Below are 12,986 nucleotides of genomic sequence, written 5' to 3'. Positions count from 1 at the left end.
GCAGCTACCGCTGGCCGCGATCGCTTTCGGTCGAAGCGGTGCTGACCGGGTCGGCCGCGGCGAAGGCGGCATCGACTTGCGCGGGTGAACGCTGCTCGGTCCGCTTCCAGGCAACATATTCGACGATGCCGAAGCTCGGCCGTCGCGGCACGGTCTTCACGACAGGCATGCGAAAACCACTGCGGAATCTTGACCAGCGCGTACCGAGCACCGCGACCAGTTCCTCGAACGTCGGCGGCGTCGCGACATCGGCATAGATGAGGGTGGTCTTGCCGGCCAACGCTGCTTCGCGCGACAGCGGTACCGGTACGCTGGCGAGATAGTCTGACGGCACGTCGATCAGCCCGCCAAAAGGCCATTGCTGGTGCAGCGTGGCGGCGTCTGTTGGCGCGACGTTGACATCGATATCGTCAGGTGTGCCGGCGACCCTGTAGGGGCAACGGAAATGGCCGCAATTGGCCTGCGCCGAGAATTGCCAGAGTGCATAGCCCTGCCAGTTGCCCATTGGAAAATGCACGTCGATGTCAGGCTTGTAGCGCGCGTACCAGAGCGGCAGCCGCGACAGGAGCCGGTATTTGTAGCGGTTGTCGGCGATGAATTGTGCGGTCTTGCCATTGGTGTAGAGCACCGGGAAACGGCCGACGCGCCTGTGCACCTGGCGCACGAACTCCTCGGCATCGTCGAGCGACATCCATTGCGTGGGATCGTTGCCCTCGATGTCGAGAGCCATGAGATCGTCGGGTGCCGGTTCGGCGAAGTCGAGGAAATTGTTGGCCTGCTCGACCGGATTGCCGGGGCGGGCGAGATGATAGGCGCCCCATTTCATGCCGAGCGCCTTGGCCACGATCCTCCGCGTCTGGAACAGCTCGCGCGTCACCGCATGGCGCTTCCACAACGCCTTGCAGAGCTTCACCTCGGTGTCGCTGCCAAAGCAGAAATAGGGCGGCGGCATGCCGTCCGACGCCTTGTTGATGAAGGCGACGACGCGTTTGTCGGTGGCAAGTTGCGCCCAGTCGATGGAATTGTATTCGTAGGCATCGACCACCAAAGCGCGGTCGGCATTCTTCCACGGCTCGGAAAAATCCGAGGCCCTTGCCGCCGCCGACAGCGTCATCGTCGCCACAAGAGCGAGAAGCGCTGTACGGCGAAGGAGGCGCACCGTCCTTTTCAAAACAGGGAACCCCCGTTGATCAAAGACAGATGCTGGACCGCTATGGTTAAGGAAGTGCTTCTCTAGGACGATGCCGGCCAATGCCGGGAAGTCAGCGCCGGCTGAATGGCTGGAATTCAAACGGATCCGGCGCCGGCTCCTGCTGCAGCGTGCCTTCGGCTGCGCGTTTGCGGTGGTGGGCGAGCGAGCATTTCGGCGAGCACAAAATGCCGCGATCCGACCAATAGGCGGCGCCGTTTTCCAAGTCGCCATGATAGTAAGAGAACCCAGCCGCCCGGTAGGGCAGGCCGCATTCGATGCAACGGTAGGTGTCAGGTCTGGCGAGCATGGGGTTGGTTCCAGTCGGCTGGTTCTGGTCTGTCGCCGGTCGAATTGATCCGGCATCGATCGAATCTAATACGTGCCGGGACGATTGCAAAATCCGCGTGACAAAATTTGACGTTTACGTAAAAAGGAAAGCGGAAGATCGCCCAAAGGCGGATGGTTTTGCGGCTTCGCGAGCCATAGGGTCCGTTGGCGGAAGGTGAGGAGGAAAGCGGCATGTATCGGGCACCCGTCGAGGATATCGCGTTCACGCTGAAGCACGTGGCCGGCATGAAATCCGCTCTCGAAGCCGGCTCGTTCGGCGATCTCGGCGAGGATCTGGTCGACGCCGTTCTCGGCGAGGCAGGCCGTTTCGCCACCGAGGAAGTCGCTCCGCTTTACAAGATCGGTGACCAACACGGTGCCGTGCTCAAGGATGCCGCCGTCACCACCCCGCCCGGCTGGAAGGAACTTTATCGACGCTGGATCGATGGCGGCTGGAATGCGCTTTCCGGTCCGGAAGCGTATGGCGGCCAGGCCCTACCGACCATGCTTGGCGTCGCCGCGCTCGAAATGTGGAACTCCGCCGCCATGGCTTTCGGCATCGGCCCGACGCTGACCATGGGCGCGGTCGAAGCGCTCGACAAGCACGCCTCCGAAGACCTCAAGGCGAAATATCTGGAAAAACTCGTCTCCGGCGAATGGATGGGTACGATGAACCTGACCGAGCCGCAGGCCGGCTCGGACCTCGCCGCCTTGCGCGCCCGCGCCGAGCCGGCCGGTGACGGCACATACCGCATCTTCGGCCAGAAGATCTTCATCACTTATGGTGAGCACGATTTCACCGACAACATCGTTCATCTGGTGCTGGCGCGGCTGCCGGATGCGCCTGCCGGCACGCGCGGCATCTCGTTGTTCCTGGTGCCGAAATTCCTGGTCGGCGACGACGGCTCGCTCGGCGCGCGCAACGACGTCTTCTGTTCCGGCCTCGAACACAAGCTCGGCATCCATGCCTCGCCGACCTGCACCATGATCTATGGCGACGGTTTCCAGGGCGCCAAGCCGGGCGCCATCGGCTGGCTGGTCGGTGAGGAGAACAAGGGCCTCGCCTGCATGTTCACCATGATGAACAATGCGCGGCTTTGCGTCGGGATGCAGGGCGTGGCGGTCGCCGAAGCCGCGACCCAGAAGGCGATCGCCTATGCCAATGAGCGCCGCCAGGGCAAGGCGGCGAATTATGCCGGCGCCGGCATGGCGCCGATCGTTCATCATCCCGATGTGCAGCGCAATCTCCTGACCATGAAAGCGCTGACGCAGACCGCACGGGCGATCAGCTATTCCTGTGCGCACGCCATCGACATGGCGCGTGTGTCGTCCGGGGAAGAGGCGGCGCATTGGCGCGACCGCGCCAATCTTTTGACGCCGCTGGCCAAGGCGTTTTCGACCGATGTCGGGGTGGAAGTGGCCTCGCTTGGCCTCCAGGTCCATGGCGGCATGGGTTTCATCGAGGAGACCGGCGCGGCTGCCCTTTATCGCGATGCCCGCATCGCGCCGATCTATGAGGGCACCAATGGCATCCAGGCGATCGATCTGGTCACCCGCAAGCTGCCGCTCGGTGGTGGCGAGCATATCCATGGCTTCATCGGCGAACTGGCCGCGGTCGCCAATGCCGTGCGCACCTCCAACCTGCAGGGGTTCGGCCGCACCGCCGATGCTCTCGACGCGGCACTCGACGACCTGACGCAAGCGACCTGCTTCCTGCAAAAAATGTCGGCGGAGGGCCGGTCGGAAGAGGCGCTGGCGGGTGCCACACCTTATCTGCGGCTGATCTCGTTGGCAGCCGGCGGCGCCTGTCTGGCGCGGGGCGCTCTGGCCGATCCCGGGCGCATCGCGCTTTGCCGCTTCTTCGCCGAAAATCTGCTTGGCGAGGCGCGCACGCTGAAAGAGCGCGTTATCGACGGTGCCGAAAGCCTCGCCATCGCCGGCAAGGCGCTGATTTCTGCCTGACGTTCACAGGGCCTAACAAGGAAGAACCGTGACAGACCACATCCTCGTCGAGCGCCAGGGCGCCATCCAGATCATCCGCATGAACCGCCCGGACAAGAAGAACGCACTGACGCGCGCCATGTATGCCAAGATGTCGCAAACATTGGCCGAAGGCGATGCCGATCCGGCCATTCGCGTCCATGTGTTCCTGGGGGTGCCCGGCGCCTTCTCCTCCGGCAACGACCTTGCCGATTTCATGGTGGTGGCCACCGGCGGCGACGGCGGCACTGAAGTCTGGGATTTCCTGATGGCGCTGGCCAGGGTCGAAAAACCCATGGTCTCCGGCGTCGATGGCATCGCCGTCGGCATCGGCACCACGCTCAACCTGCATTGCGACCTGACCTTCGCCACGCCTCGCACCGTGTTCCGGACGCCCTTCGTCGACCTCGGCCTGGTGCCGGAGGCGGGATCGAGCCTCTTGGCGCCGCGCGTGCTGGGGCAGCAGGCCGCTTTCGCGTTGCTTGCCCTTGGCGAGGGCTTTTCGGCCGAGCGCGCCAAAGCCACCGGCCTGATCTACGAAATGGTCGAGGAAGGAGCGCTGGAGGCCTCGGTGCTGGCGGCGGCGGGCCAGATCGCCGCCAAGCCGCCGCAGGCGCTGAAGATCGCGCGCGACCTGATGCGCGGCTCGCGCGAAGACCTCATTGCTCGCATCGGCGAGGAAAGCGAGCACTTCCGCGAGCGGCTGAAGTCGGACGAGGCGCGCGCCGCGCTGACGGCGTTCATGACCAGGAAGAAATAGCTCGACCTCCTACCGCCCCTCGATGGGGAGGTCGGCCCGCAGGGCCGGGTGGCGTGAAGCGCCGACTTACCGCGTTCAGGGATAAAGCCGCGTCTTGTCCCAACCGCCCATGGCGTTGCGGGAAAAGACCACACGATCATGCAGCCGGAACGGCCGGTCGTGCCAGAACTCGATCGTCTTCGGCACGATGCGGAACCCGGACCAGTGTTTCGGGCGTGGAATCTCGCCGATTGCGTAACGGGCCGTGTATTCGGCGACAGCTTTCTCCAGCGCGAACCGGCTTTCCAGCGGCCGCGACTGTTTCGAGGCCCAAGCGCCGATGCGGCTGCCGCGCGGCCGCGTCGCATAATAGGCGTCGGCTTCGGCATCGCTGACGATCTCCACCGGACCGCGAATGCGCACCTGGCGGCGCAGCGATTTCCAGTGGAAGCACATCGCCGCCTTCATGCTGCCCAGAATCTCCTGGCCCTTGGCGCTCTCGAAATTCGTGTAGAACACAAAGCCGCTCTCATCGAACCCCTTCAGCAGCACCATCCGCACATCCGGCATGCCTCCGGCATCGACGGTCGCCAGCGCCACGCCGTTGGCATCGTTGATTTCGCTCTTCGTGGCGTCGTCCAGCCATGCGGCAAAGAGGCGAAACGGCTCGCCGGCCTCGGTAAAGTCACCGCTTGTTAACTCAGTGTCACTCATAGTTTTCTCAAATTGTCACGGATCATGGGAGGTTGCCGATTGTCGCGTATCGCGCAAGCTTTTGACAGCAGGCAATGGAGCGTTATCGCTTCGGCCAGCGCGAAAGCCGCGATCGTGGTCGTCAGCCTGCCACTGGCTGCCTGTGGAGCGGGTGGCTTCAGCCTGGAAAAGGCCGAGGTCGACCGCTCGATCCTGACCAGCAGCACGTCTGCTTCCGCGGCGCCGGTCGATGCTGATCGAAATTCCGACCAGACGACGATCGGCAATGCCGTGTCCTCCGCCGACATCGAGCAGCTCGGCGGGCAGGCCGTGCCATGGGCGAATGCCGGCACCGGATCGCGCGGCTCCATCACCGAGCTCGCCGAATTGAAGGACAGCGGCCAGACCTGCCGCCGCTTCAAGGCGTCGCGCGAAAGCTTTGATGGCGTTGCAATGTTCGAGGGTGAATTGTGCCTCGCCAGCGCCGGTGGCTGGCGCATGCAGGGCTTCAAGCCGCTCTAACTTCCGCGCTCGATTTCCGCCCTTGATATGACGGTCCGGCACTGGAATTTCTTCCTATGCGAGCGCATATAGGAGGCAAGTATGGACTCAACTCATTTCCAGGGCAGGACGCATGCGCGACCCGTATGAGGTGCTGGGCGTTGCAAAGAACGCATCGGCCAAGGACATAAAATCGGCATACCGGAAGCTCGCCAAGAAACATCATCCGGACCAGAATCCGAATGATCCCAAGGCGAAGGATCGTTTTGCCGCGGCCAACCAGGCCTATGAGATCGTCGGCGACGAGAAAAACCGTGCCGCCTTCGATCGAGGCGAGATCGACGCCGACGGCAAGCCACGTTTCCAAGGTTTCGAGGGCGCCGCCGGTGGCGATCCCTTCGGCGGATTTCGTCGGCAGCAAGGGGCGGGTGGTTCGCGATTCGAATTCCGCTCGGGTCGTCCGGGCGGCGATCCGTTCGACGGCAACAGCGATATTTTCAGCCAGATTTTCGGCGACGCCTTTTCGGGCGCGCGCGGTCCCGGCATGGGCGACCGCCGCCAGCCGGCGACCGCTGCCGATCTGAACGTGACGCTCGACATCACCATCGAGGAAGCGGCGAATGCCGAAAAAGTGACGGCGATGTTCCCGGATGGCCGCAAGGTGGCGGTCAAGCTGCCGGCCTATGTCGAGGACGGCCAGACCATCCGGCTGAAGGGGCAGGGCGAGCAGGGACCGGGTCAGCCCGGTGACGCGCTGGTCAAGATCCATATCCGCCGGCATCCGCGTTACCGTATCGAGGGCCGCGACCTGCACGCCGACCTGCCGGTGTCGCTGGCGGACGCGGCACTGGGCGCCAAGGTGCCGGTCGAGACGCCGACCGGCAGGCTCGCGGTCAACGTTCCTGCCTGGTCGAGCTCGGACAAGGTCCTACGCCTCAAGGGCAGGGGCCTGCCGGAAAAAGCCGGCGGCCATGGCGATCTCTATGTCCATGTCCGCATCATGCTGCCGGAGAGCGGCGACAGCGCGCTCGAAGCGCTGCTGCGAAGCCAAAAAGGCTGATCGACGGCTTTTGTCCCCCGAACTGTCCGGTTTGAACGCTTGAAGGGGCTTTGTGCCTGTGCGATAGGCACTCCACAAAGCAGAAGATCTTGCGGAGAGCACGCACATGGCGGGTGGACAGGGCCTGATGGCCGGCAAACGCGGCCTTATTCTCGGCGTCGCGAACAACAGGTCGATCGCCTACGGCATCGCCAAGGCGTGCGTCGACCACGGCGCGGAAATCGCGCTGACCTATCAGGGCGAGGCCTTCAAGAAGCGCGTCGAGCCGCTGGCGGCGGAACTGGGCGCCTTTGTCGCCGGCCATTGCGACGTCACCGATCCAGCGAGCCTCGACGAGGTTTTCGCCAATGTCGCCAAGCATTGGGGGGGCAAGCTCGATTTCCTCGTCCATGCCATCGCTTTTTCCGACAAGGACGAGCTGACCGGCCGCTATGTCGAGACGACGCGCGACAACTTCCTGCGCACCATGGACATTTCGGTCTATTCCTTCACCACCATCGCCAAGCGCGCCGAGGCGCTGATGACCGATGGCGGATCGCTTTTGACGCTGACCTATTACGGCGCCGAGAAGGTGATGCCGCACTACAACGTCATGGGCGTAGCCAAGGCAGCACTCGAAGCCAGCGTGCGCTACCTGGCCGTCGATCTCGGCTCCAAGAAGATCCGTGTCAACGCCATCTCCGCCGGCCCGATCAAGACGCTGGCCGCTTCCGGCATCGGCGACTTCCGCTACATCCTGAAGTGGAACGAATACAATTCGCCGCTGAAGCAGACAGTCACGCAGGAAGAGGTCGGCGATTCCGGCGTCTATTTCCTGTCCGACCTGTCACGTGGCGTCACCGGCGAAGTGCACCACGTCGATTCCGGCTATCACGTTGTCGGCATGAAGGCGGTCGACGCGCCTGATATTTCGACGGTCAAGGACTAATTCCCTCCGACCATCCTCCGCCCAGGCCCAGGCCCGACCTCCGGAAGACCTGATGTACCCGCTGGCTTATATCGTGCGCCACGGCCAGACCGCGTGGAACGCCGAGTTCCGGCTGCAAGGGCAGGCCGACACAGATCTCAATGCCCTTGGCCGCGAACAGGCGACCGGAAACGGACTTCGGCTGGCCGAACTTGTCCATGATCCGGAGAATTTCGATTTCGTCGCCAGCCCGATGAAGCGGACGCGCGAAACGATGGAGCGTATCCGCGCCGCGATGCAGATCGATCCGGATGCCTACCGGACCGATCCCCATCTCGTCGAGGTCAATTTCGGCGACTGGCAGGGATCCACCTTTGCCGAACTCGAGACCGGGTATCCCGGCGCGAGCAGGACGCGCGCTTTGGACAAATGGAACTTTCAGCCACCGGGGGAAGGCGCCGAGAGTTACCGGATGCTGCTTGAGCGGGTCAAACCATGGTTCGATGCGCTGAACCGGCAAACCGTCTGCGTGACGCATGGCGGCGTCATGCGCACCTTGTTTCGCCTTGTGCTCGATATGGCCGAGGACGAGGCAGCGAACCTGGAGATACCACAGGATCGCGTGCTCAAGCTCGAAGGCAAGAGCCTGGAGTGGCTTTAGGTCACCTGATCTCTAATGCATGTCGCTCAAAAGTGGCCCCGGTTTTGGCAGAACGACATGCTTAAAAGCAAAGAACCAAAGCGCGTCGCCTGAATCCGTTCAAACGCGACGCGCTTTAGTTCGTGTCGCTGTCCGGCAACTGCATATCGGTGACGACGTTTTCGCCATTGGTCACATCATAGGCGATCACGATGTCCATGCCGGGCTTCAGCGCGTCGAGATCGGTCTCGGCATTCAGCTTGTAGGATTTGCCGTCGTCCAGCGTCAGCGTCAGCGCGTCCTTGTCGATCTTCTTGATCAGGCCTTCGGTCTGGCCGGCGAAAGCAGCGGTGGAAAGCAGCAGCGTGGCGGCAACAGCGCCAATCAGGGTACGCATCATCGTCCTCTTTGGTCATTGCGCCGGCACGGTGGCGGCGGATCCTCAACGGCGAATGGAGCAGAGCAGAAACCAACCGAATGTGTCAAAACTAAATCCGCCGGATCACAGTTTGACCCCTGTGGAAAACGCCAATAGAAGGCAGGCTTCAACCGGCTCGGCTGCCGATCAGGGCACTTTTCCATGTCTCACAACACGTTCGGCCATCTTTTCCGTGTCACCACCTGGGGTGAAAGCCATGGCGCCGCACTCGGCTGTGTGGTGGACGGCTGCCCGCCCGGCATCCGCTTCACCCGGCTGGAGATCCAGGCCGAACTCGACAAGCGCCGGCCGGGCCAGTCGCGCTTCGTCACCCAGCGCCGCGAACCCGACGAGGTGAAGGTGCTGTCGGGTTTCGTCCTCGACGAGGACGGCGAGACCATGATCACCACCGGCACGCCGGTCTCGATGCTGATCGAAAATGTCGATCAGCGTTCGAAGGACTATGGCGAAATCGCCCGCCAGTACCGGCCTGGCCATGCCGACTACACCTATGACGTCAAATACGGCATACGCGACTATCGTGGCGGCGGTCGGTCCTCGGCCCGCGAGACGGCCGCGCGCGTGGCGGCCGGCGCGCTCGCCCGCAAGGTGGTGCCAGGGATGGTGGTGCGCGGTGCGCTGGTGTCGATGGGTGAAAAGTCCATCGATCGCGCCAACTGGAACTGGAACTTCATTGGCGATGCGGAAAATCCGTTCTTCACGCCCGATCCCGCTTCCGTTCCCGTCTTTACCCAGTATCTCGACGGTATCCGCAAGGCCGGTTCCTCGGTCGGCGCGGTGATCGAGATCGTCGCCGACGGCGTTCCGCCAGGGCTCGGCGCGCCGATCTATGCCAAGCTCGACCAGGACATTGCGTCGGGTCTGATGTCGATCAACGCCGTCAAGGGCGTCGAGATCGGCAACGGCTTCGAGGCCGCCCGCATCACCGGCGAAAAGAATGCCGACGAGATGCGCATGGGCAATGACGGCAAGCCGGTGTTCCTGTCCAACAATGCCGGCGGTATCCTTGGCGGCATCTCGACGGGCCAGGCGATCATTGCCCGCTTCGCCGTCAAGCCGACTTCGTCGATCCTGACGCCGCGAAAGTCGATCGACAAGGACGGCAACGATGTCGAGGTGATGACCAAGGGCCGCCACGATCCCTGCGTCGGCATCCGCGCCGTGCCGATAGGCGAGGCGATGGTAGCCTGCGCCATCGCCGATCATTATCTGCGCCATCGGGGACAGACGGGAAGGGAGTAGGCAGTAGGCAGTAGGGAATAGGCAGTAGGCCTTTTTTTCTTTCCCCTACTGCCCTATTGCCTACTCCCTATTCCCGCGAGCAAAGCGAGCACTCCATGCCTTACGACCAGAAGAAGATCGTCGAAGCCCTGCGTGCCTTCGAACGCGGCGAGATCGTCGTCGTCATGGACGATGACGGGCGCGAGAACGAGGGCGACCTGATCGTCGCCGCCGTTCATTGCACGCCGGAGAAGATGGCCTTCATCGTGCGCAACACCTCCGGCATCGTCTGCACGCCGATGCCGCGCGAGGAAGCCAAGCGCCTCAACCTGCAGCCGATGGTCGCCGACAATGATTCGGCCCACACCACCGCCTTCACCGTTAGCGTCGATTTCAAGCACGGCACCACGACGGGCATTTCGGCTGACGACCGCACGCTGACCGTCCGCAACCTCGCCAACGGCAATGTGGGCGCTTCCGATTTCGTCCGCCCCGGCCACATTTTTCCGCTGATCGCGCGCGAAGGCGGCGTGCTGATGCGCTCCGGCCATACCGAAGCGGCAGTCGACCTGTGCAAGCTCGCCGGCCTGCCGCCGATCGGTGTGATCTCGGAACTGGTCAATGACGACGGCACCGTCAAGCGCGGTCCGCAGGTCGCGGCCTTTGCCGAGGAGCATGGTCTCAAGCAGGTGTCGGTCGCCGATCTCATCGCTTATCGGCAACGCAAGGAAACACTGGTCGAACGCGTGGCCTGCTCGGAGATCGACACACTCGGCGGCAAGGCGCAGGTCTTCACCTACACACTGCCCTGGGATTCCATGCATCATGTCGCAATCGTCTTCGGCGACATTCGCGATGGGGAAGAGGTGCCGGTGCGGCTGCATTCCGAGGATGTGGTGACCGACGTCTTCGGCACAAGCCACCGGCTGGACGCCATCATGAAGACGATGGGCGAGCGCAAGCGCGGCGTCATCGTCTATCTGCGTGAGGGCTCTGTCGGCGTCGCGCACCAGGAGCGCAAGCGCCCGGCGAGCGGCGAGCGCGAGGACCATGAGGAGGCCCGCCGCCGCGAGAATGAATGGCGCGAAATTGGCCTTGGCGCACAGATCCTCAAGGATCTCGGCATTTCCTCGATCAATTTGATCGCTTCGCGCGAGCGCCACTATGTCGGCCTCGAAGGTTTTGGCATCCATATCGCCAAGACCGAAATCATCTGAACTGCCGGTGATGATAGCGCCCGGTCCGTTCAAACCGGGCGCTTCGTGGATCATTCAGCAGGAACGACCGCCGCTTCGCATCCATCCAGTTCGCAATTGTGGGTGGCCAAGCTGCGCTGGCCGAGCAGCACCGTGACCAGTGCAATGGCGCCTGATGCCACCGAAACCCAGAACCCGTTCTGGGCGCCGAACGCATCCACCACCGCGCCGGCGGCGAACGACCCCAGCGCCATGCCGATGCCGATGCCTGTCATCACCCAGGTGATCCCCTCGGTCAGCATCGCTTCCGGCACATGCCGTTCGATCAGGCCGAACGCCGTGATGAAGGTCGGCGAGATCGCGACGCCGCTGATGAAGACGGTCAGCGCCAGCAGCGGCACGCTGTCGGCGGTGAGCGGCAGCAGCGTGCCGAGCGCGACCAGGGCGACCGCAATGGCAAGTTGGCGTTGCAGCGGCGCCTTGAGGTTGAACGCGCCGACGACGATGCCCAGCGCGAACGATCCCAGCGCATAGACGCCGATGACCAGGCTCGCGGCACCCGGCTGGCCGAGTTCCCTGGTGATCGCCACGGTGCTCACTTCCGTCGTGGCGAACGTCGCGCCGATGAAGATCAGGGCGAAGGTGATGATCTGCACCGGCCGCAGGCGGATCGCCGAACCGCTGGAGCCATTGGCTACCGGTCGCACTTTCGGCTCGGTCGAGCGCTGCAGGATGAAGGCCATCGATCCGACGGCGAGAAAGAACGTGCTCGCCAGCATGCCCGCCTCCGGGAACAGGCCGGCACTGAGGCCCACCGACAGGGATGCTCCGGCGATATAGACCAACTCGTCCGCCGCCGATTCGAAGGCGAACGCGGTGTTCATCTGAGGCCGGCCCCGGAAAATCTCGGTCCAGCGCGCCCGCACCATTGCCGGCATGCTGGGCATGGCTGCCGCCAGCAGCGCCGACACGAACAGCGTCCATATAGGCCAGTCCTGATTGGCGGACGCAATCAGTATGATGAAAGCGAGCACGGAGATGATGGTGGTGGGCACGACAATTGGGGTCTGGCCAAGACGGTCCACCAGCCTTGATATTTGCGGCGCCAGGAAAGCGTTGGCCAACGCGAATGTCGCCGAGACGGCGCCCGCCAGCCAGTACTCGCCGCGTGTCTGCGACAACATCGCCACGATGCCGATCGGAGCCATGGCAATCGGCAGGCGCGCCATGAAGCCGGCAGTTGCAAAGCCCTTGGCGCCAGGGGCGCGAAAGATTTCCGAATAGGGGTTCTGCATGATCCTGTTCCTCGACAAAGGACAATTCGACAATTACATACGAAGCGTATGAGTGTTAGATAGACCATACGTCGCGTATGTCAATTGGCATACGAGACGTATGTGAATGGGGCCAGACGGAATGCACAGACCTCGCAAGGAGATGATCGCGCAGACGCGTGCCAAGCTGATCGCCGCGGCCCGCCAGGCTTTCGGCACCATCGGTTACGCCGAGGCCTCCATGGATGATTTCACCGCGTCGGCCGGGCTGACGCGCGGCGCCCTCTATCATCACTTCGGCGACAAGAAGGGACTGCTGGAGGCGGTTATCGCCGAAATCGACGCCGAGATGGCGGCTCGGGTGAATGAGGTCGCATCGAGAGCGCCGAACCGCTGGCAACACTTCGTCGACGAGTGCACGACCTATATCGAAATGGCGTTGGAGCCGGAGATCCAGCGTATCATGTTCCGCGACGGTCCGGCCGTGCTGGGCGATCCGGCACAATGGTCGAATGCCAATGCCTGCGTCGGTTCAATGACCGATCATCTGACCGCGCTGCAGGGGGAGGGAGTGGTCGTCCCGAGCGTCGACCCCGAGACCGCCGCACGGCTGATCAACGGCGCCAGCAGCCAGGCGGCGCAGCGGATCGCCAATTCGAACGATCCCGAAGCGACATCGAGGAAGGTGGTGGCGGCGTTTAAGCAACTGCTCGAAGGCCTGCTCAGGAAACCGGGTTCGCAGCCGAACTGACATCCCGTCCGCGGTCCGGGATCCGCCCGCGATTGACAATCTTCGGGTTGAGCGCATCCTTCCCAG

The 12,986-nt window shown here is 63.2% G+C and carries 14 protein-coding genes; 9 read left to right on the top strand and 5 right to left on the bottom strand.

Going from position 1 to position 12,986, the window contains the following annotated elements; translation table 11 throughout:
- Positions 1 to 4: 4 nt before the first annotated feature.
- Positions 5 to 1,114 (bottom strand): glycoside hydrolase family 25 protein, encoded by a 1,110-nt coding sequence (locus AC0NIH_RS27240; protein WP_473466957.1) that lies wholly within the window; start codon positions 1,112 to 1,114, stop codon positions 5 to 7.
- A gap of 148 nt (positions 1,115 to 1,262) precedes the next feature.
- Complete coding sequence (locus AC0NIH_RS27235) at positions 1,263 to 1,499, bottom strand: hypothetical protein (RefSeq protein WP_473466901.1); 237 nt, start codon at positions 1,497 to 1,499, stop codon at positions 1,263 to 1,265.
- 212 nt (positions 1,500 to 1,711) lie between these two features.
- Between AC0NIH_RS27235 and AC0NIH_RS27230 the strand changes: the two genes are divergently transcribed.
- Together AC0NIH_RS27230 and AC0NIH_RS27225 are read left to right on the top strand one after the other, a co-directional pair.
- Positions 1,712 to 3,481 carry an acyl-CoA dehydrogenase gene (locus tag AC0NIH_RS27230; RefSeq protein ID WP_473466903.1) on the top strand — a complete coding sequence of 590 codons (1,770 nt, stop codon included), beginning with the start codon at positions 1,712 to 1,714 and terminating at the stop codon, positions 3,479 to 3,481.
- Between the two features lie 28 nt (positions 3,482 to 3,509).
- A complete protein-coding gene (locus tag AC0NIH_RS27225) occupies positions 3,510 to 4,259 on the top strand; it encodes a crotonase/enoyl-CoA hydratase family protein (protein ID WP_023764517.1) in 750 nt (249 codons plus the stop codon).
- 75 nt (positions 4,260 to 4,334) lie between these two features.
- On the opposite strand, the gene pdxH is transcribed toward AC0NIH_RS27225, so the two are convergent.
- A complete protein-coding gene (gene pdxH / locus AC0NIH_RS27220) occupies positions 4,335 to 4,952 on the bottom strand; it encodes a pyridoxamine 5'-phosphate oxidase (RefSeq protein ID WP_473466905.1) in 618 nt (205 codons plus the stop codon).
- Between the two features lie 39 nt (positions 4,953 to 4,991).
- On the opposite strand from pdxH, the gene AC0NIH_RS27215 reads away from it, so the two are divergent.
- The 4 genes from AC0NIH_RS27215 to AC0NIH_RS27200 all read left to right on the top strand — a co-directional run bounded on the left by AC0NIH_RS27215 (position 4,992) and on the right by AC0NIH_RS27200 (position 8,060).
- The gene (locus AC0NIH_RS27215) at positions 4,992 to 5,453 is read left to right on the top strand and encodes an RT0821/Lpp0805 family surface protein (protein ID WP_473466907.1); all 462 of its coding nucleotides are present in this window, start codon (positions 4,992 to 4,994) and stop codon (positions 5,451 to 5,453) included.
- A gap of 112 nt (positions 5,454 to 5,565) precedes the next feature.
- A complete protein-coding gene (locus AC0NIH_RS27210; protein WP_287276847.1) occupies positions 5,566 to 6,492 on the top strand; it encodes a DnaJ C-terminal domain-containing protein in 927 nt (308 codons plus the stop codon).
- Positions 6,493 to 6,598: 106 nt separating this feature from the next.
- Positions 6,599 to 7,420: an enoyl-ACP reductase FabI gene (gene fabI / locus AC0NIH_RS27205; protein ID WP_023778671.1), complete on the top strand. Its 822-nt coding sequence runs from the start codon at positions 6,599 to 6,601 to the stop codon at positions 7,418 to 7,420.
- Between the two features lie 52 nt (positions 7,421 to 7,472).
- Entirely contained in the window at positions 7,473 to 8,060 is a 588-nt protein-coding gene (locus AC0NIH_RS27200; RefSeq protein WP_473466908.1) for a histidine phosphatase family protein, read from the top strand.
- Between the two features lie 115 nt (positions 8,061 to 8,175).
- On the opposite strand, the gene AC0NIH_RS27195 is transcribed toward AC0NIH_RS27200, so the two are convergent.
- Positions 8,176 to 8,436, bottom strand: coding sequence for a DUF1344 domain-containing protein (locus tag AC0NIH_RS27195; RefSeq protein WP_013896681.1), 261 nt, complete (start codon positions 8,434 to 8,436; stop codon positions 8,176 to 8,178).
- Between the two features lie 183 nt (positions 8,437 to 8,619).
- Here AC0NIH_RS27195 and aroC point away from each other — a divergent pair, with 183 nt between their 5' ends.
- Together aroC and ribB are read left to right on the top strand one after the other, a co-directional pair.
- A complete protein-coding gene (gene aroC, locus AC0NIH_RS27190) occupies positions 8,620 to 9,720 on the top strand; it encodes a chorismate synthase (protein WP_224687058.1) in 1,101 nt (366 codons plus the stop codon).
- A gap of 95 nt (positions 9,721 to 9,815) precedes the next feature.
- Positions 9,816 to 10,916: a 3,4-dihydroxy-2-butanone-4-phosphate synthase gene (gene ribB, locus AC0NIH_RS27185; protein ID WP_224687059.1), complete on the top strand. Its 1,101-nt coding sequence runs from the start codon at positions 9,816 to 9,818 to the stop codon at positions 10,914 to 10,916.
- Between the two features lie 50 nt (positions 10,917 to 10,966).
- On the opposite strand, the gene AC0NIH_RS27180 is transcribed toward ribB, so the two are convergent.
- A complete protein-coding gene (locus tag AC0NIH_RS27180) occupies positions 10,967 to 12,190 on the bottom strand; it encodes an MFS transporter (protein ID WP_473466910.1) in 1,224 nt (407 codons plus the stop codon).
- A 121-nt stretch (positions 12,191 to 12,311) separates the two neighbouring features.
- Here AC0NIH_RS27180 and AC0NIH_RS27175 point away from each other — a divergent pair, with 121 nt between their 5' ends.
- Positions 12,312 to 12,920 carry a TetR/AcrR family transcriptional regulator gene (locus tag AC0NIH_RS27175; RefSeq protein ID WP_473466912.1) on the top strand — a complete coding sequence of 203 codons (609 nt, stop codon included), beginning with the start codon at positions 12,312 to 12,314 and terminating at the stop codon, positions 12,918 to 12,920.
- The last annotated feature ends 66 nt before the right edge of the window (positions 12,921 to 12,986 follow it).

The sequence above is a fragment of the Mesorhizobium sp. WSM1386 genome, from assembly GCF_055901595.1.
Note: the sequence above shows the minus strand (reverse complement) of the source record. Positions and strands in the feature narration are given on the sequence as shown.

Excerpts from the sequence above, each read along its gene's own strand:
- AC0NIH_RS27240 (WP_473466957.1), bottom strand. The coding sequence starts at position 1,114 with ATGACGCTGTCGGCGGCGGCAAGGGCCTCGGATTTTTCCGAGCCGTGG.
- AC0NIH_RS27235 (WP_473466901.1), bottom strand. The coding sequence starts at position 1,499 with ATGCTCGCCAGACCTGACACCTACCGTTGCATCGAATGCGGCCTGCCC.
- AC0NIH_RS27230 (WP_473466903.1), top strand. The coding sequence starts at position 1,712 with ATGTATCGGGCACCCGTCGAGGATATCGCGTTCACGCTGAAGCACGTG.
- pdxH (WP_473466905.1), bottom strand. The coding sequence starts at position 4,952 with ATGAGTGACACTGAGTTAACAAGCGGTGACTTTACCGAGGCCGGCGAG.
- AC0NIH_RS27210 (WP_287276847.1), top strand. The coding sequence starts at position 5,566 with ATGCGCGACCCGTATGAGGTGCTGGGCGTTGCAAAGAACGCATCGGCC.
- fabI (WP_023778671.1), top strand. The coding sequence starts at position 6,599 with ATGGCGGGTGGACAGGGCCTGATGGCCGGCAAACGCGGCCTTATTCTC.
- AC0NIH_RS27200 (WP_473466908.1), top strand. The coding sequence starts at position 7,473 with ATGTACCCGCTGGCTTATATCGTGCGCCACGGCCAGACCGCGTGGAAC.
- AC0NIH_RS27195 (WP_013896681.1), bottom strand. The coding sequence starts at position 8,436 with ATGCGTACCCTGATTGGCGCTGTTGCCGCCACGCTGCTGCTTTCCACC.
- aroC (WP_224687058.1), top strand. The coding sequence starts at position 8,620 with ATGTCTCACAACACGTTCGGCCATCTTTTCCGTGTCACCACCTGGGGT.
- ribB (WP_224687059.1), top strand. The coding sequence starts at position 9,816 with ATGCCTTACGACCAGAAGAAGATCGTCGAAGCCCTGCGTGCCTTCGAA.
- AC0NIH_RS27180 (WP_473466910.1), bottom strand. The coding sequence starts at position 12,190 with ATGCAGAACCCCTATTCGGAAATCTTTCGCGCCCCTGGCGCCAAGGGC.
- AC0NIH_RS27175 (WP_473466912.1), top strand. The coding sequence starts at position 12,312 with ATGCACAGACCTCGCAAGGAGATGATCGCGCAGACGCGTGCCAAGCTG.